Here is a 16,510-nt window from a genome sequence, read left to right as displayed (position 1 = left end):
TGTGACTGTTTGTTGCTGGCAGACCGACCGCCGCCGATCCCGCGGTTCTCTCAAAAATCTTGAAACCTCAACGGGATACCAACGTAACTCGATCGCTTGCATCGGGCACAGGGGATCGGAATGCGCGTCGCTATTATCGGAACGGGAATTGCCGGCAATGCCGCAGCCTGGGCATTGTCGAAGCGCTATCCCGTCACGGTCTACGACCGCGAGTTGCGCCCCGGCGGCCACAGCCACACCATGACGATCGATTATGATGGCACCGCACTCGCCGTCGATATCGGCTTCATCGTCTATAACGAGCTGAATTATCCCGACCTCACCGAACTGTTCGCCCATCTCGACGTCGAGACGGTGGAAAGCTGCATGAGCTTTGCCGTCACCGCCGATGGCGGCAAATTCGAGTGGAAGGGTGGCGGCGACACCTGGGGCGACACCGCACGAGGCCTGTTCGCGCAACCGAAGAACCTGTTCTCGCCGTCCTATCTGCGCATGCTGCGCGACATCCTGACCTTCAACGAGCAGAGCGTGAAAGACCGGGATGCCGGCTTGCTGGACGGCAAGACGCTCGGCGAATACTTCGCCTGGCGCAAATTCGCGCCGCGCTTGCTGACCGACTATCTCGCGCCGATGGGCGCCGCGATCTGGTCCGCACCCGCCGACGAGATGCTCAACTTTCCCGCAGAGAATTTCATCGCCTTCTTCAACAACCACCGCCTGCTGCAATATGACCGTCCGGTGTGGCGCACCGTGCGCGGCGGCAGCAAGCGCTACGTCGAGAAACTGATGGCGGCGTTCGGCGATCACGTGCGGCTCGGCTGCGCAGTGACGGCGATCGACCGCGCGGCGCATGGCGTCGTGATCCACGACAGCCATGGTCGTACGGAGACCTACGACCACGTGGTGGTGGCGTCGCACAGCGATCAGGCGCTGGCGATGTTGTCTGATCCCAGCGCCGAGGAAACTGCGATTCTCGGCGACATCGGCTATTCGCCCAACGTGGTCTACCTCCATCGCGACGCCAGGCTGATGCCGAAGCGCAAGAACGCCTGGGCGTCGTGGAATTTCCTGCGCTGGAAGCGCGAAGGCACCACGCTCAACAATGTCGCGGTCACCTACTGGATGAACCGGTTGCAGGGCATCAGCGACGACAAGCCGTTGTTCGTCAGCCTTAACCCGCCCTTCGCGCCCGACCCTGCGCTGACCTTCGGCCGCAATATATGCGAACATCCGCAATACAATGCCAAGGCTTTCGCCGCGCAAAAACGGCTCGGCGAGATCCAGGGCAAGCGCCACACCTGGTTTGCCGGCGCCTGGACCGGCTACGGCTTTCACGAAGACGGCCTGCGATCCGGTCTGGACGTGGCCGAGGCGCTGGGCGCGACCGTGCCGTGGCGCGCGCCGCCGCCCGAACTGGCCGAGGCCGCGGAGTAGCCATGCCCGACCGCATCGCAAAAATGGAAGCGCAGACCGACGCCGGTTCGGCCGCGGCAGCGCTGTATTTTGGCGACGTCATGCATGCCCGGCTGAAGCCGATGGGCCATCGCTTCAACTACCGCGTCATGAGCCTGCTGCTCGATCTCGACCGGCTGGATGAAGCTAACCGGCTGACGCCGCTGTTCGGCGTCAACCGCGCCGCGTTGTACAGTTTTCGCGAGAGCGACCACGGCCCGCGCGACGGCACTTCGCTATCGGCCTATGCGCATCGTTGCGCTGCCGAACACGGCATCGACCTCGCCGGAGGCCGGGTGCTGCTGCTGAGCTACCCCCGCCTGCTCGGCTACACCTTCAATCCGCTGTCGGCGTATTTCTGCCACACCAAAGACGGCACGCTCGCCTTGACCATCTACGAGGTCCGCAACACCTTTGGCGATATCCACGCTTACGTTCTGCCGGTGCGGCCCGGCGAACACAGCGACGCCGGCATCCGGCAGGCACAGGACAAGCTGTTTTACGTCTCCCCCTTCATCGAGATGAAGATGCGCTATCATTTCCGGGTGTCGCCTCCCGGACAGACCGTCAAGCTGCGCATACTGGAAACCGATGCCGAAGGCCCGCTGCTTGCGGCGACCTTTAACGGCAAGCGCCGGGCGCTGACCACGGCGGCGCTGCTGAAGTCGTTCTGCGCGCTGCCGATGGTGACGCTCAAGATCATGGCTGCGATCCACTGGGAAGCGCTGCGGCTGTGGATCAAGGGTGCACGACTTGTTCCGCGTCCGGCACCGGCGCAAAAATACCGTCTTGGCGAGCCCGCTCAGCAGTGACTATACTCGAGCGACATTCGTTGCGCGCGGACCGGATTCCGCGTCGCACAACGGCACTTTGCTTCGACAAGGGCTGCGGCTATCCCCTTCAGTCCACGTGCAACTCGGATTCAGAGCCACACCATTCGATGGATCTGCCATGTCTGATGTAGTCGCGTCCAAACTGATCTTGCTCACGCCGGAAAATGTCGATTCCCAGCTGTCTGACCTGCCGCGCATCGTGCGGCTGGCGCTCGGCTTCGGCTCGAAGCTGCGTCGCGGCACGCTTGATGTGACATTGCCAGACCGTCGCCAGGTCCGGCTCGGCGGTGTCGAGCCCGGCCCGGCCGCTGAGATGACGATCTACGACTACGGCTTTGCGTCCCGTTTGCTGAACGGCGGCGACATTGGCATTGCCGAGGCCTATCTGCACGGCGAATGGGACACGCCGGATCTGACCCAGTTCCTGTATCTTTTCTGCGTCAATCACGACCTGATCCAGGCAATGCTCGGCGACAATCCGGTGATGCGTTTCGTGCAGATCGTCCGCCACTGGTTCAACCGCAACACGAAGCGTCAGGCCAAGAAGAACATCTACGCCCACTACGACATCGGCAATGCGTTCTATTCGGCGTGGCTCGATCCCAGCATGACCTATTCCTCGGCGATCTATGAGGACGGCACGCAGGACCTCACCGCCGCGCAGAACAACAAGTACCGCCGCCTTGCCGAGGCCATCGACCTGCAGCCGGGCCACAGGGTGCTGGAGATCGGCTGCGGCTGGGGCGGCTTTGCGGAATATGCTGCGAAGAACTACGGCGTCCATGTCACCGGCCTGACCATCAGCCGCGAGCAACGCGATTTCGCGCAGAAGCGGATGCAGGACGCCGGCCTCAGCGACCGGGTCGAAATCAAGTTCCAGGACTATCGCGACGAACGCGGCCAATATGACCGCATCGCCTCGATCGAGATGATCGAGGCCGTCGGCGAGCAGTTCTGGCCGCAATATTTTTCACAACTGCGCGACCGGCTGTTGCCGGGCGGGTTGGTCGGCATCCAGGCCATCACCATCCAGGACAAGTTCTTCCAGGCCTATCGGCGTGAGGTCGATTTCATCCAGCGCTACGTCTTTCCGGGCGGCATGCTGCCGTCGCCAGAAATCCTCAAATCGCTCGGCGAAAAATTCGGTGTGCCCGTGGTTCGCGAGCGCATCTTCGGGCTGGATTACGCCAAGACGCTGGCGACATGGCGCGACAATTTCCGCGCGGCATGGCCGAACCTGACGCCGCTCGGCTTCGACGACCGGTTCCGCCGGCTGTGGGAATACTATCTGGCCTATTGCGAGGCCGGCTTCCTGTCGGGGAATATCGACGTCCGCCAGGTGGTGTTCGCGAAGGCGAAATAACCATGAAACAGCAGACCGGCAGCGTTCTTTTGCCCTCCCTTGTGCGCCCCCGCCCCCTCCACTAGGGTCGCCGCCTGTTTGGCTCACATGGCAAGAACTCCGGCATCATGAACATCAACCAAGACGTGGTCGAAGCGATCGGCCATACGCCCCTGCTCAGACTGAAGCGCGCATCTGAACTGACCGGCTGCAATATCCTTGGCAAGGCCGAGTTCATGAATCCGGGCGGCTCGGTCAAGGACCGCGCGGGCAAATGGATGATCCTTGAAGCCGAGAAGCGCGGTGAGCTGAAGCCCGGCGGATTGGTGGTCGAGGCGACCGCCGGCAACACCGGCATCGGTCTTGCGTTGGTGGCCAGCGCACGCGGCTATCGCACCTTGATCCTCATTCCGGAAACCCAGAGCCAGGAAAAAAAGGACGTGCTGCGGCTGTGCGGCGCTGAGCTCATCGAAGTACCGGCGCTGCCCTACTCCGATCCCAACAACTACCAGCACGTCGCCAAGAGACTGGTCGAGCAGTTGCGCCTCAGCGAGCCGAACGGCGTGCTGTTCGCCGATCAATGGAACAACCTCGACAACGCCAAGGCGCATTACGAGTCGACCGGTCCGGAAATCTGGCAGCAGACCGACGGCAAGATCGACGGCTTCATCTGCTCGGTCGGGTCTGGCGGCACGCTGGCCGGCATCAGCGCCTATCTGAAAGAACAAAACGAGGCGATCGTGATCGGCTGCGCCGATCCGCGCGGCGCCGGGATGTACGAATTGTTCAAGTACGGCGAAGCCAAGGCGACGCCCGGCGGATCGATCTCCGAAGGCATCGGGCTCGGCCGCGTTACGGCCATCACAGAACAAGCGCGGGTAGACGAGGCCTATGTAATTCCGGACGAGGAATTCGTGCCGCTGATCTACGACCTGCTGCAGCATGAAGGCCTGTGTCTCGGCGGCTCCAGCGGCGTCAACATCGCCGGCGCCATCCGGCTCGCCCGGCAGTTGGGGCCGGGCAAGACCATCGTCACCATCCTGTGCGATTCCGGTCACCGCTATCAGTCGAAACTGTTCAACCCGGACTTCATGCGCAGCAAGAACCTACCGGTACCGGAATGGCTGGAGCGCAAGAGCCACATCTCGTTGCCGTTCGAGAAAGTGTAGCTCGAAGGCGCAGGCCTCTCGTTCGTCATGCCCCGCCTTGTCCCGGGCATCCACGTTCGCGCGCTACATCGTGGGTGGCCGGGACAAGCCCGGCCATGACGGAGCGAAACAGCAACATCAGCGCAAAATCTGCCCGAGAAACAATTTCGTCCGTTCGTGCTTGGGATGCGCGAAAAATTCATCCGGCGTGTTCATCTCGATGATCTGTCCGTCATCCATGAACACGACGCGGTTGGCCACCTGCTTGGCAAATCCCATTTCGTGCGTCACCACCAGCATGGTCATGCCTTCCTCGGCCAGGTCGACCATCGTGTCGAGCACTTCCTTGACCATTTCCGGATCGAGCGACGAGGTCGGCTCGTCGAACAGCATCACCTTCGGGCTCATCGTCAGCGCGCGCGCGATCGCCACGCGCTGCTGCTGGCCGCCTGAAAGCTGACCGGGATACTTGTCGGCCTGCTGCGGAATCCGTACCCGTTCGAGATACTTCATCGCCGCTTCCTCAGCGTCCTTCTTCGGGATGTTGCGCACCCAGATCGGTGCCAGCGTGCAGTTCTCCAGCACGGTGAGATGCGGGAACAGATTGAAACTCTGGAACACCATGCCGACATCGCGGCGGACGTCGTGGACGCGGCGCAGGTCGGGGCCGAGTTCGATGCCGTCAACGTTGATCGAGCCCTCCTGAAATTCCTCCAGCGCATTGATGCAGCGGATCAGCGTCGACTTGCCGGAGCCGGACGGACCGCAGATCACGATACGCTCGCCGCGGCCGACATCCAGATTGATGTCGCGCAACACGTGGAAATCGCCGAACCACTTGTTGAGGCCGGCAATGCTGACGATCGGGTTCGCATTCATGATCATGAAATCTCAACTACGCCGGTGAGCATTGAGCCGGTGCTCGACGAACAGGGAATAGCGCGACATGCCGAAGCACAGCACGAAGTAGATGATGCCGGTGAAGGCAAAGCCGGTGAACAAAGTGGTCGGCGTCGACCAGACGGGATCGGCGAATGATGCGCGCAGCTGTCCGAGCAGGTCGAACAGCGCCACGATCGACACCAGCGACGTGTCTTTCAAGAGCCCGATGAAGCTGTTGACGAGACCGGGGATGACATGGCGCAACGCCTGCGGCATCACCACAAGGCCGGTGGTCTTCCAATACGGCAGGCCAAGCGCGCTGGCGGCTTCCACCTGCCCGCGCGGGATCGCGGCCAGTCCGCCGCGGATGACTTCGGCGTTATAGGCGCCGGCAAACAGCGCGATGCCGATCAGCACACGGACCAGACCATCGACGGTGAAACTGCCCGGCAGGAATAGCGGCAGCATGTAGGTCGCAAAGAACAACACCGTGATCAGCGGCACGCCGCGCCAGAATTCGATGAAGGCGACACAGAACACCCGGATAAGCGGAATCGTCGAGCGCCGTCCGAGCGCCAGCGCGATACCGACCGGCATCGAACTGACGATGCCGGTGACCGCGACAACGAGCGTCACCAGCAAGCCGCCCCACAACCGTGTATCGACGATCGGCAGACCACCGCGGTCGAGGCGCAGGATCGCAATCACCATCGCCATGCCGGCGAAGGTGGTGAGGCTGGCGATCAACGCGCGCCAACCGTTGCGAAAGCCGCCGGTGAGGCCGAACAGGATCGCCGAGACGATCAGCGCGGTGGCGAAGAAGTCGGCCCATACCGGCTGACCCGACGCCTGAGTGTATTTCTTCAGCAGCGTCAGCGGCCAAAGCACAATCGCCAGCGCGTAACCTATCCATGCGATCAGCGTCCCCAGCCCATAGGCGATTGACGACAACAGCGGCAGCGTCGTCACCTCGGCGAGTTTGTAGCCGCTATCGACCAGGCCCTTGGCGAGGACGGACAGCGCGGCCTCGCCCCACGCGACGCCAAAACCGCGGATCCCGCCGCCATAAAGCAGGAGGAACGCGACGATCGGAAAGGCGATGAAGAACAGTCCGGCGCTGAGGCTCTTGGCCGGCAGTTTGGGGATCAGCAGCGGCAGCAGCAGCAGCCCGCCCAATAAAAAGGTCAGGTTGACGCGCCAGCGTTCCGGCTGCGGATAGAAGCCGTAGATGAATTGCGTGAGCTTGGCCCGCACGAACGGCCAGCACGCGCCTACGACGCCGCCGGCATTTTCGGCGAGGCAGGCATTGCGGTCGCGACCGTGCCACACCGCGTCGATCAGCAGGAATTTGACGGTGGGGACGATGCTGAACCACAGCAGCAGGATGCAGACCAAGGTCAGCAACACGTTGGTCGGTGAATTCAACAACCGCGTACGGACAAAGCCGGGCAGCCCCGTGGTCCTGTCGGGCGCAGCGCGCTGCGGGATCAATTCTCTCGCGATGAAGGCGGGCTCGCTCATCCGCGCAAACTCCGGCCGAGCCGCCAGCCGTAGAAGCTCATGATCGCGCTGGTGATCAGCGAGATCACCAGATAGACCGACATCGTGATGGCGATGATCTCGATCGCCTGCCCGGTCTGGCTCAGGGTGGTACCGGCGAACACCGAGAACAGGTCGGGATAGCCGATCGCCACCGCCAGCGACGAGTTCTTGGTGAGGTTGAGATACTGGTTGGTGAGCGGCGGCAGGATCACGCGCAGCGCCTGCGGCACCACGATCAGCCGCAACGTTTCGCTGCGGGAGAGCCCCAACGATGCGCCGGCCTCGGCCTGCCCGCGGTGCACCGACTGCACACCGGCGCGGACGATCTCGGCGATGAATGCAGCGGTATAGGTCGACAGCGCCAGCACCAAGGCAACGAATTCCGGGATCACCCGTGAACCGCCGGAGAAGTTGAAGCCCTTGAGTTCCGGGTATTCAAACGTGACAGGCTTGCCGAACGCGAGCACGGCTAACACCGGCAAACCAATCAGCAAGCCGATCGCATACGGCCAGACCCGTATCAGACGTCCACTCTGAAACAGTTGACGTCGCGCGTAGCTGCGCAGCAGCAGCGCCGCGACGACAGCCACGACAATCGCGATAGCGAACGCATCGAAGCCTGCGGCGCCGATCGGCTTCGGCACGCCGAAGCCGCGGTTGCTGAGAAAGAAGCTGTCCCACAGCGAGATGCTTTGCCGCGGGCTCGGCAGCGTGGCGAGCACGGCGAGGTACCAGAACAAGATCTGGAACAGCAGCGGGAGATTGCGGATCAGTTCGACATAGCCGCCGGCGATCCGCGCCAGCAGCCAGTTCGGCGACATCCGGCCGAGCCCGACCACAAAGCCGATGAGGGTGGCAAAGAAGATACCGATACCCGACACCACCAGCGTGTTGACGAGGCCGACGAAGAACACCTGCGTATAGGTGTCGCTTTCGGCATACGGGATCAGCGACTGGCTGACGCCGAATCCGGCGGTGTTGCCGAGAAAGCCAAAGCCCGAGGCAACGCCCTGCAGCGCCAGATTGGCGCGCGTGTTGGCGACGATCTCGTAGCCGATCCATGCCAGCGCGGCGACGAACAGGATCTGCAGCGCCAGTCCGCTCCAGCCGGCCTGCCCGCCCAATGCCCGCCGCAACCTGGCGACGACTTGCGACGGCGGCGGTCTGGCTCCGGTGGACATTGCCGCGCCCGGTCTGTTCGAGTTCAGCGGATCGGCGGGGCGTACTGGATACCACCCTTGTTCCAGAGCTGGTTGAGACCGCGGGCGATGCCGAGCTTGGAGCCGGCGCCGACGTTGCGGTCAAATACCTCGCCGTAATTGCCGGTCGCCTTGATGATGCGCACGACCCAGTCCTTGGTGAGCCCCAGCGTTTCGCCAAGATTGCCGTCGGTGCCGAAGATGCGCTTCAGCTCGGGCTTGTCGGATTTCGCCATGTCATCGACGTTCTTCTGGGTGACGCCGAGTTCTTCGGCATTGACCATCGCAAACAGCGTCCAGCGCACGATGTCCATCCATTGGTCGTCGCCGTGACGCACCAGCGGGCCGAGCGGCTCCTTGGAAATCACTTCCGGCAGTACGCCGTGATCGGCTGGCACGGCAAGCTTCAGACGCTCGGCATAAAGCTGCGAGACATCCGCCGAGAACACGTCGCAACGGCCTGATTCATAGGCCTTGATGGTCTCATCGGCGGTGCCGAAGGCGATCACCTCGTACTTCATGTTGTTGCCTTTGAAGTAGTCGGCGATGTTCTGCTCGTTGGTGGTGCCGGTCTGTACGCAGATCGAAGCGCTGTTCAGTTCCAGCGCAGAGTTTACCTTGAGCGACTTGCGGACCAGAAATCCCTGTCCGTCATAGTAGGAAATCCCGGTGAAGTTGACGCCCAGCGAAGTATCGCGTGACAGCGTCCAGGTCGTGTTGCGCGACAGCACGTCGATCTCGCCGGACTGCAGTGCAGTAAAGCGATCCTTGGCCGACAGTGGAACGTATTTGACCTTGGTCGAATCGTTGAAGATCGCCGCGGCCACGGCCCGGCACAGATCGACATCGAAGCCGGCCCAGTTACCCTTGTCGTCCGGCGCCGAGAAACCCGGCAGGCCCTGGGTGACGCCGCAGGACAGCATGCCGCGATCCCGAATGGTCTTCAGCGTTTGCGCCGTCGCCGCCTGCACGGACAGGCCGGCGAGCGCGAGCGTGAAAACCAGAATTGCGCGTTTCATAACAAAGCCTTTCGAGAACGTTCGGAGCAATGGTTGATCGCCATGCCGAAGGACCAACCTATGCGATCTGCACGGTCCTCGCAAAGCCCGGCCCGGCCTCGAATCGATCAGAGCAGGCTGTGCAATCAGGCGATGGATGGGATTCGCGGCAGGCCCCTCAACATGCCGCGATCGTATTACAGGGCCACATCACAGAACGAACCGGCTGCGGGGTCAAGGGGTTGACGGTGATCTTCCCGGTCCTGTTAGGTGGCATATCCAAGTCTCCCGCCTGCTGGACGATCCCTGCGCCCTGTGGCTGTGGCAAGACTTCTCCCAACCGACGGCGGATCATGATGGCATCGATCAACAACCACGGCACCACCTCCCTCGCCATCGAGACCGAACTCGTCACCGCCGGTCGCGACACCGTGTCGCAAAAAGGTTTTGTGAATCCGCCGGTAGTGCGCGGCTCTACCGTTTTGTACCCGACCGCCGAAGCGCTGCATGCGCATCGCGGCGAGTTTCAATATGGCCGCCACGGCACGCCGACCACCAAGTCGCTGCAGCAAGCCTTGATGGCGCTGGAGGGCCCGAGCTGTGCGGGCGTTGGCTTGGTGCCGTCCGGCCTGTCGGCGATCTCCACCACCCTGCTCTCGGTGCTCAAAGCCGGCGATCATCTGCTGGTCAGCGACAGCGCCTACCGGCCGACGCGCAATTTCTGCAACGGCATGCTGGCGCGGCTGGGCATCGAGACGACCTATTTCGATCCGCTGATCGGCGCCGGCATCAAAGCCCTGCTCAAGCCCAACACCCGCGCGATCTTGGTCGAGGCGCCCGGCTCGCAATCCTTCGAGATGCCCGACGTGCCGGCGATCGCAGAAATCGCGCACGCGCACGGCGCGCTGGTGATCGACGACAACACATGGGCGACGCCGCTGTATCACCGTTCGCTCGAACAAGGCGTCGACATCAGCATCCAGGCCGCGACCAAATATATCGGCGGCCATTCCGACATCATGTTCGGCACCATCTCGGCCAATGCCCGCGCTTGGCCGCAGGTCGAGGAAGGCATCAAGCTGCTCGGCGTCTGCGCCGGACCGGACGATGTGTTTCTTGCCTTGCGCGGATTGCGCACGATGGCGGTGCGGCTGGCGCATCACCAGCGTTCCGGCCTGGAGATGGCGCACTGGCTTGCCGCGCGGCCAGAAGTGCTGACCGTGCTGCATCCCGGCCTTGAGAGCCATCCCGGCCACGCCATCTGGAAGCGCGATTTCACCGGCGCTTCCGGCCTGTTCAGCATCGTGCTGAAGCCGGTCTCGCAAGCCGCGGTCGATGCGCTGCTCGATACGGTGCAACTGTTCGGCATGGGCTATTCGTGGGGCGGCTTCGAGAGCCTGGTTATCCCGTTCGACTGCGCGCCCTATCGCAGCGCCACCCAATGGGCGCCGGGCGGTCCGACGTTGCGGCTGCATATCGGGCTGGAAAGCGTCGATGATCTCAAAGCGGATCTGGAACGCGGCTTCGCGGCGCTCGGCGCGGTGTAATCTACGCACCGCAGCCCCGCGTCTGCGTTGCAACAAAAGCATTGATCCCCCGGCGGATCGGCATAGCTTTGTCCGTTCGAGTCAATTGCAGAACGGACAAGCATGGGAAGCATCGTACTGCTCGATTTGATGGGCGGCGTCGCGCTGCTGCTGTGGGGCCTGCACATGGTGCAGACCGGCATCCTGCGCGCTTTCGGTTCCGACCTGCGACTGGTGCTGGCGCGGGCACTGAAGAATCGGTTCGCCGCATTCGGCGCCGGAATCGGCCTCACCGCCCTTCTGCAGAGCAGCACCGCGACCGCACTGATCACGAGTTCATTCACGGCCGAAGGGCTGGTGAGTCTGGTGCCGGCACTGGCGATCATGCTCGGCGCGAATGTCGGCACCACGCTGATCGTGCAATTGCTGTCGTTCAACATGTCGGCGGCGGCGCCTGTCCTCTTTATCATCGGCCTGCTCGCGTTCCGCACCGGGGCGCGATCGCGCATCAAGGATCTCGGCCGCGTCGCCATCGGGCTCGGCCTGATGCTGCTGGCGCTGCACATCCTGCTCGACACGCTGGCGCCCGCGGAGAACGCGCCGGGCATGCGCGTGTTCATGAACGCGATCACCGGCGATCCGATACTGTGTATCCTGCTCGGGGCCATCGTCACCTGGGCCGTGCATTCCAGCGTCGCCACTGTGCTGTTGGTAATGTCGTTGGCATACGCGCATTTCATCACGCCCTACGCCGCGCTGGCGCTGGTGCTCGGCGCCAATCTCGGCAGCGCGATCAATCCGGTATTCGAAGGCGCCAAGCGCGACAATCCCGCCAGCTACCGCCTGCCCTACGGCAACCTGCTCAACCGCGTCATCGGCGTGCTGCTGGTGGCGCCATGGCTGCGGCCGATCTCCGAACTGATGCAGCAGTGGCAGCCGGACGCCGCCAAGATGACCGCGACCTTCCACATCGTCTTCAATCTGGCTACCGCCGTCCTGTTCATCGGCCTGCTCGACAGAATGGCGGCGCTGCTGAAGCGGCTGCTGCCCAATCGCGTGCTCGACGTCGATCCGGCGAAGCCGCGCTATCTCGACGACAGCGCCCTGGAGACGCCATCACTGGCTCTCGCCGATGCCGCGCGCGAGACGCTGCACATGGGCGACCTCGTCGAGGTGATGCTGCGCAAGGTGATGGCGGCGCTGATGACCAATGACCGCGCGCTGGTCGATCAGGTGTCGCGGATGGACAATCAGGTCGATAGCCTGGACGAAGCCATCAAACTCTACGTCACCAGGCTGACCCGCGGCAGTCTCGACGAACGCGAGGGCCACCGCGCGATGGAGATCATCTCCTTCACCATCAATCTCGAGCATATCGGCGACATCATCGACAAGAACCTGAGCGAGCTCGCCACCAAGAAGATCAAGCGCCGCTTCCAGTTCTCACCGGAAGGTGCCGAAGAACTCTCCGCGTTCCACAAGCGTACAATGGACTCCTTGCGGATGGCATTCGGCGTGTTCATGTCGGGCGACGTCAACGACGCGCGGAAGCTGCTGGCGGAAAAGAGCGCGCTGCGCAGTGCGGAACTGGCCGCGACCGAGCGCCACCTCGACCGCTTGCGCGAAGGCCGCCCCGAGACGATCGAGACCACGTCGTTGCATCTCGACGTGCTGCGCGACCTCCGGCGGGTCCACTCGCATATCTGCTCGGCCGCCTATCCGGTGCTCGATGCCGCCGGCGAATTGCACGCCCCCGACAGCGCGGCATCCGAACCGCTGGCGCTGACCGATACGGCGCCGTCGGTGCGGGGCTAGCTGTCCAGCGTTTTGGAGCCCTTGGCGTGGTTCTTGAGGATCAGCATGATATTGCGGATGTAGATCACCGTCGCGAAGGCCTGACCGATGATGATCACCGGCTCGCGCTTGGCGACGCCGTACACCAGCGTCATCATGCCGCCGGCCATCGAAAAGAACCAGAACGCCATCGGCACCACGCTCTGGCCGGCGCGTTCGCTGGAGATCCACTGCACCAGAAAGCGCGCGGTGAACAGCAGTTGCGCGACCAGCCCGAAAGCCAGCCAGAAATCGAACTTGGCGACGAACACATCGTAGAGATAGTCCCCGAGCGCCTGACCGTAGTGAATGAACATTATTTGAACTCGGTTGCGACCGGTGTCGGCCGTTTGCGGCGGATCAGCCACCACACACCGGCGAGATCCATGATGCCGATCCACAGCCGGTCGAAGAAGCCGTAATTGGAAACGCCGGAGTGCCGGGGACGGTCGATGACGTCGACATAAGCGATTTCGAACCCCTCGCGGCGCACCAGCGCCGGGAGGAAGCGATGCAGGCCGTCGAAATACGGCATCGACAGGAACACGTCGCGGCGGAACGCCTTAAGGCCGCAGCCAGTGTCGCGAGTGCCATCGCTGAGGATGGCGCTGCGCACGCGGTTGGCGATCTTCGACTGCATCTTCTTGAAGCCGGTATCCTTGCGCCCGACGCGCTGGCCGGCGGCAAGGCCGACGCGGCCGTGGCCAGCCTGCACCGCCCCGATCAGGTCAGGCAGGAACGCAGGATTGTTCTGACCGTCACCGTCGAGCGTCGCGACGATGGCGCCGCGCGCAGCGCGGACGCCGCTGCGCACCGCGGCCGACTGGCCGGAGGATTGCGCGTGATCGATGCGGCGCAGGTTGTCGCGCTGCTGCATCAGATCGACCAGCCGCTGCGGCGTGGCGTCAGTCGAACCGTCATTGACGTAGATGATCTCGTAGGCAAACCGGCCATCGAGCGCGGCGGCGATTTCGGCGATTACAGGCGCGACATTGTCCTGCTCGTTGCGCACGGGCACCACGATGGAGACATCGACGGGAATGGTGTCAGGCAGGGACAAATCGGGGCTCATGGTTGAATGCGACGCCGCGGGAACCCGGCCATGCCGGCCGCCCGCGGGAAGCCCCGCTTCTATGGGGCGAAGGCGTCGCGGGCAACCCTTTTGAGGTGTTCCGGGGACGGGCCGGGCAGCGGTTGGATGCTGCCGTCGCGATGAATGGTGAAGGCCAGATGCCGGGCCGCGAACCAGTAGCGCACCGCCATCGCGCCGATCACGCCGGTCAGCGCCCCGCCCAGCACGTCGCTCGGGTGATGCGCCAGCAGCAACAGACGGCTGGCAATGATGACAATCGCATAGGCAAACATGACGGCGCGCAGCCGCGGCCATACCGCGGATACCGCAAAGGCCAGCGCGAAAGCCGTGGTGGCGTGGCCGGACGGGAAGCTGGAATAGGTCTCGCTCCAGGCGAAATGCGAGAAGTTGAAGGCGTTGGCCTCGCCGCCGACAAACGGCCGGCCGCGGCCGATCATGCCCTTGAGGAGTTCGCCGAGCAGCACCGACACTGCCACCGACAGGAAGATGTACTGAATACGGGTGCCAAAGCTGACCAGCAGCGAACGCGACATGCCGCGCAGCCGTGGCGCAGCCAGCGCGAGCACGACCAGCACGGCAAACAGCCCCCACAGCACGTATTCCGACTTGCCGAACGCGGTGATGGACCGCACCGGCCACAGCCATTCGGTACCGCGCGGCGGCATCAGGCCGATCTCGTAGGCGTCAAACAGGAACATCAGCGCCACGATCAGCACAGCCGAAATGGCGGACAATCCGAGCGAGCGCCGTGCCCAGTGCCGGCCGGCTTCGGCGCGGCGCGAATGCGAGGGCGCGCGGACGAGTTGCGCCAGCGATACGCCGATGAACACGATCAGCCGCGCGACGTAGCCGGATCGCTGGGCTGAAACCGCGGCCATTACCGGGTCCCTTCGGAGCGATAGATCGCCACCGAGATCGCCCGGCCCTGCGAAAAATTGTAGCCCTCGATGCGTGTCGCCACGTCGTAGCGCAGTCCGATAGCGTCGGCGCGCTGCGCGAAGCTGCGCTCGGAACGCGCCTCGACCAGCGCAAAGCGGCAGCTGCCCTGTCCGAGGAAGTCGGCGGCGCCCGAGCCGTCGGTCAGCAGGGTCGAAGTACCCGTCGTGAACACCAGGCTCGGTTCATGGTAGCCGGCGGCAGCGGCGCGGGGTCCGACGCAAACCACGTTGCGCAGCGCGCGCGCGATCTCCTGACTCGGAAACAGCGGCTTCATGGCCGGCATGACGATGCCGTAGAACGCAGCACTCATGAACATCGCCGAGATCACCGCGTTGAGCAGGGAGCGCTCGGCGTGGTTGTCATCGTACATCCACCAGGCCAGCAGGCCGAAACACAGGGCGGCGCCGGCGAACGGCCAGGCCAGGAAGACCGGATGGCGCACCGCCATGATCGCTCCGATCACAACGATCACCGCCGTCAGCACGGGTATCGCGAACCACCACGCCGAACCGCGCGCGAGCCAGGAGCGCGACAGCACCCGGCGCTCCAGCGCGCCGACGATCAGGATGGCGATCGCCGGATACAGCGGCAGCACGTAATGCGGCAGCTTGGTCATCACGACTTCAAAGACGATCCAGGACGGCACCAGCCATGCCAGCAGGTATTGCGCGCCAGGCTCGCGACGGGCACGCCAGATCGCCGGCGCAGCCATGCCGGCAAGCGGCGCACCGGGCCAGAAGGTCACCCAGAACAGCAGCAAATAGGTACCGGGCGGCGCGCCGTGGGACTCCTGCGCAGCCAGCTTGCTGAGCATGTCGCCGCCGAGCGAATTGGAGAAGAAGGCGTCGCCGGATTTCAGGAAAATCGCGACGAACCAAGGCAGCACCAGAAGCAGCGCCCAGAGGACACCGAGGCCCGGGCGCAGACGCCATAGCCACGCTGCCGAACGATCCATAATCGCCAGCGCGATAATCGTCAGCGCCACGAACAGCAGGATCAGCGGTCCCTTCAGCAGGATGCCGCCGGCCATCGCCGTCCAGAAAATGACGGGCTCGGACCATGCCGGACGCTGCGCTTCCTCACCGCGCTGCCACGCGAGGTAGACCCGCGCCATCGCGCCCATCACCGCCACCACCGTGAGCAGCAGCATCGCGTCGGTCTTGGCGAGACGTGCCTCGACGCCGAGCAGCACCGAACTGCACAGGATCAGGCCGGCCAGCACCGCTCCGCGGCGCGTCACGAAGGCCAATGCGGTCCAGTAGGTCAGCAGCACGGCACCAATCGCCCCGATCAGCGACGGCACCCGGTAAAGCCAGATACGAACCTCGGCGCGCTGCAGGCCGAGCTTGGACGCGGTCTCGACCACGGCGGCCTGCACCCAGTAGATGCCCACCGGCTTCTTGTAGCGGACCTCGTCCTGGAAGCGGATATCGACGAAATCGCCGGTCTCGACCATCTGCTTGGTGGCCTGCGCGAAGCGGGCCTCGTCGCGGTCGATCGGCGGGATGTTGAAAAAGCCCGGCAGGAAGAACAGCAAGCCGAAGATCGTCAGGAAAACAATCGATCTGGCGTGGCTACCGGTGACGTAGTCGAGTACGCGCACCAGTCCGCCACCCGGATTGGCTCGGGTTTTCGGCTCGCGCGGCGCGCCAAAGCGGGGTCTTGCATAGGTCTCGGCCATGGTTGTCGCATACGCTGAAAATGCCGCGCGGACAACCGCTTA

14 protein-coding genes are annotated in these 16,510 nt (G+C 63.6%); 6 read left to right on the top strand and 8 right to left on the bottom strand.

The window, feature by feature from the left end; all coding sequences use genetic code 11:
• The first annotated feature begins 120 nt into the window (after positions 1 to 120).
• The 4 genes from JWQ24_RS08455 to JWQ24_RS08440 all read left to right on the top strand — a co-directional run bounded on the left by JWQ24_RS08455 (position 121) and on the right by JWQ24_RS08440 (position 4,796).
• Positions 121 to 1,434 carry an FAD-dependent oxidoreductase gene (locus JWQ24_RS08455; protein ID WP_299806602.1) on the top strand — a complete coding sequence of 438 codons (1,314 nt, stop codon included), beginning with the start codon at positions 121 to 123 and terminating at the stop codon, positions 1,432 to 1,434.
• 2 nt (positions 1,435 to 1,436) lie between these two features.
• Positions 1,437 to 2,264: a DUF1365 domain-containing protein gene (locus tag JWQ24_RS08450; RefSeq protein WP_299806600.1), complete on the top strand. Its 828-nt coding sequence runs from the start codon at positions 1,437 to 1,439 to the stop codon at positions 2,262 to 2,264.
• A 139-nt stretch (positions 2,265 to 2,403) separates the two neighbouring features.
• The gene (locus tag JWQ24_RS08445; RefSeq protein WP_299806598.1) at positions 2,404 to 3,648 is read left to right on the top strand and encodes a cyclopropane-fatty-acyl-phospholipid synthase family protein; all 1,245 of its coding nucleotides are present in this window, start codon (positions 2,404 to 2,406) and stop codon (positions 3,646 to 3,648) included.
• A 107-nt stretch (positions 3,649 to 3,755) separates the two neighbouring features.
• Positions 3,756 to 4,796, top strand: a complete 1,041-nt coding sequence (locus JWQ24_RS08440; protein WP_299806596.1) for a cysteine synthase A — start codon at positions 3,756 to 3,758, stop codon at positions 4,794 to 4,796.
• Positions 4,797 to 4,913: 117 nt separating this feature from the next.
• Here the strand turns inward: JWQ24_RS08440 and JWQ24_RS08435 are convergent, their stop codons facing one another.
• Genes JWQ24_RS08435 through JWQ24_RS08420 form a run of 4 tightly spaced genes read right to left on the bottom strand, consistent with a single transcriptional unit; the run spans position 4,914 to position 9,417 of the window.
• Positions 4,914 to 5,654, bottom strand: coding sequence for an amino acid ABC transporter ATP-binding protein (locus JWQ24_RS08435; RefSeq protein WP_299806729.1), 741 nt, complete (start codon positions 5,652 to 5,654; stop codon positions 4,914 to 4,916).
• Positions 5,655 to 5,666: 12 nt separating this feature from the next.
• Complete coding sequence (locus JWQ24_RS08430) at positions 5,667 to 7,178, bottom strand: amino acid ABC transporter permease (RefSeq protein WP_299806594.1); 1,512 nt, start codon at positions 7,176 to 7,178, stop codon at positions 5,667 to 5,669.
• Positions 7,175 to 8,380 carry an ABC transporter permease subunit gene (locus JWQ24_RS08425; protein WP_299806592.1) on the bottom strand — a complete coding sequence of 402 codons (1,206 nt, stop codon included), beginning with the start codon at positions 8,378 to 8,380 and terminating at the stop codon, positions 7,175 to 7,177. Before JWQ24_RS08425 ends, JWQ24_RS08430 begins: the two co-directional genes overlap by 4 nt.
• Positions 8,381 to 8,403: 23 nt before the next feature.
• Positions 8,404 to 9,417: an amino acid ABC transporter substrate-binding protein gene (locus tag JWQ24_RS08420; protein ID WP_299806590.1), complete on the bottom strand. Its 1,014-nt coding sequence runs from the start codon at positions 9,415 to 9,417 to the stop codon at positions 8,404 to 8,406.
• Positions 9,418 to 9,752: 335 nt separating this feature from the next.
• Between JWQ24_RS08420 and metC the strand changes: the two genes are divergently transcribed.
• Together metC and JWQ24_RS08410 are read left to right on the top strand one after the other, a co-directional pair.
• Positions 9,753 to 10,943: a cystathionine beta-lyase gene (metC, locus tag JWQ24_RS08415; protein ID WP_299806588.1), complete on the top strand. Its 1,191-nt coding sequence runs from the start codon at positions 9,753 to 9,755 to the stop codon at positions 10,941 to 10,943.
• A gap of 102 nt (positions 10,944 to 11,045) precedes the next feature.
• Positions 11,046 to 12,737, top strand: coding sequence for a Na/Pi cotransporter family protein (locus JWQ24_RS08410; RefSeq protein WP_299806586.1), 1,692 nt, complete (start codon positions 11,046 to 11,048; stop codon positions 12,735 to 12,737).
• On the opposite strand, the gene JWQ24_RS08405 is transcribed toward JWQ24_RS08410, so the two are convergent.
• From JWQ24_RS08405 to JWQ24_RS08390, 4 genes are read right to left on the bottom strand one after another with little or no spacing between them, the layout of a single operon-like run.
• Positions 12,734 to 13,072, bottom strand: coding sequence for a lipid-A-disaccharide synthase N-terminal domain-containing protein (locus JWQ24_RS08405; protein ID WP_299806584.1), 339 nt, complete (start codon positions 13,070 to 13,072; stop codon positions 12,734 to 12,736). The genes JWQ24_RS08410 and JWQ24_RS08405 overlap by 4 nt on opposite strands.
• On the bottom strand, positions 13,072 to 13,827 hold the full coding sequence (locus JWQ24_RS08400) for a glycosyltransferase family 2 protein (RefSeq protein WP_299806582.1): 756 nt from the start codon (positions 13,825 to 13,827) through the stop codon (positions 13,072 to 13,074). Before JWQ24_RS08400 ends, JWQ24_RS08405 begins: the two co-directional genes overlap by 1 nt.
• Before the next feature lie 59 nt (positions 13,828 to 13,886).
• A complete protein-coding gene (locus JWQ24_RS08395; RefSeq protein WP_299806580.1) occupies positions 13,887 to 14,726 on the bottom strand; it encodes a phosphatase PAP2 family protein in 840 nt (279 codons plus the stop codon).
• The gene (locus JWQ24_RS08390; protein ID WP_299806578.1) at positions 14,726 to 16,468 is read right to left on the bottom strand and encodes a glycosyltransferase family 39 protein; all 1,743 of its coding nucleotides are present in this window, start codon (positions 16,466 to 16,468) and stop codon (positions 14,726 to 14,728) included. The genes JWQ24_RS08395 and JWQ24_RS08390 overlap by 1 nt, the downstream gene beginning before the upstream one ends.
• Positions 16,469 to 16,510: the final 42 nt, after the last annotated feature.

The organism is Tardiphaga sp., assembly GCF_028290495.1.
Lineage (GTDB): Bacteria > Pseudomonadota > Alphaproteobacteria > Rhizobiales > Xanthobacteraceae > Tardiphaga.
Note: the sequence above shows the minus strand (reverse complement) of the source record. Positions and strands in the feature narration are given on the sequence as shown.

Bases quoted from the DNA above. Each gene is read 5' to 3' on its own strand.
- JWQ24_RS08435 (WP_299806729.1), bottom strand. From the start codon at position 5,654: ATGAATGCGAACCCGATCGTCAGCATTGCCGGCCTCAACAAGTGGTTC.
- JWQ24_RS08405 (WP_299806584.1), bottom strand. From the start codon at position 13,072: ATGTTCATTCACTACGGTCAGGCGCTCGGGGACTATCTCTACGATGTG.
- JWQ24_RS08450 (WP_299806600.1), top strand. From the start codon at position 1,437: ATGCCCGACCGCATCGCAAAAATGGAAGCGCAGACCGACGCCGGTTCG.
- JWQ24_RS08390 (WP_299806578.1), bottom strand. From the start codon at position 16,468: ATGGCCGAGACCTATGCAAGACCCCGCTTTGGCGCGCCGCGCGAGCCG.
- JWQ24_RS08445 (WP_299806598.1), top strand. From the start codon at position 2,404: ATGTCTGATGTAGTCGCGTCCAAACTGATCTTGCTCACGCCGGAAAAT.
- JWQ24_RS08400 (WP_299806582.1), bottom strand. From the start codon at position 13,827: ATGAGCCCCGATTTGTCCCTGCCTGACACCATTCCCGTCGATGTCTCC.
- JWQ24_RS08395 (WP_299806580.1), bottom strand. From the start codon at position 14,726: ATGGCCGCGGTTTCAGCCCAGCGATCCGGCTACGTCGCGCGGCTGATC.
- JWQ24_RS08440 (WP_299806596.1), top strand. From the start codon at position 3,756: ATGAACATCAACCAAGACGTGGTCGAAGCGATCGGCCATACGCCCCTG.
- JWQ24_RS08430 (WP_299806594.1), bottom strand. From the start codon at position 7,178: ATGAGCGAGCCCGCCTTCATCGCGAGAGAATTGATCCCGCAGCGCGCT.
- JWQ24_RS08455 (WP_299806602.1), top strand. From the start codon at position 121: ATGCGCGTCGCTATTATCGGAACGGGAATTGCCGGCAATGCCGCAGCC.
- JWQ24_RS08410 (WP_299806586.1), top strand. From the start codon at position 11,046: ATGGGAAGCATCGTACTGCTCGATTTGATGGGCGGCGTCGCGCTGCTG.
- JWQ24_RS08425 (WP_299806592.1), bottom strand. From the start codon at position 8,380: ATGTCCACCGGAGCCAGACCGCCGCCGTCGCAAGTCGTCGCCAGGTTG.
- JWQ24_RS08420 (WP_299806590.1), bottom strand. From the start codon at position 9,417: ATGAAACGCGCAATTCTGGTTTTCACGCTCGCGCTCGCCGGCCTGTCC.
- metC (WP_299806588.1), top strand. From the start codon at position 9,753: ATGGCATCGATCAACAACCACGGCACCACCTCCCTCGCCATCGAGACC.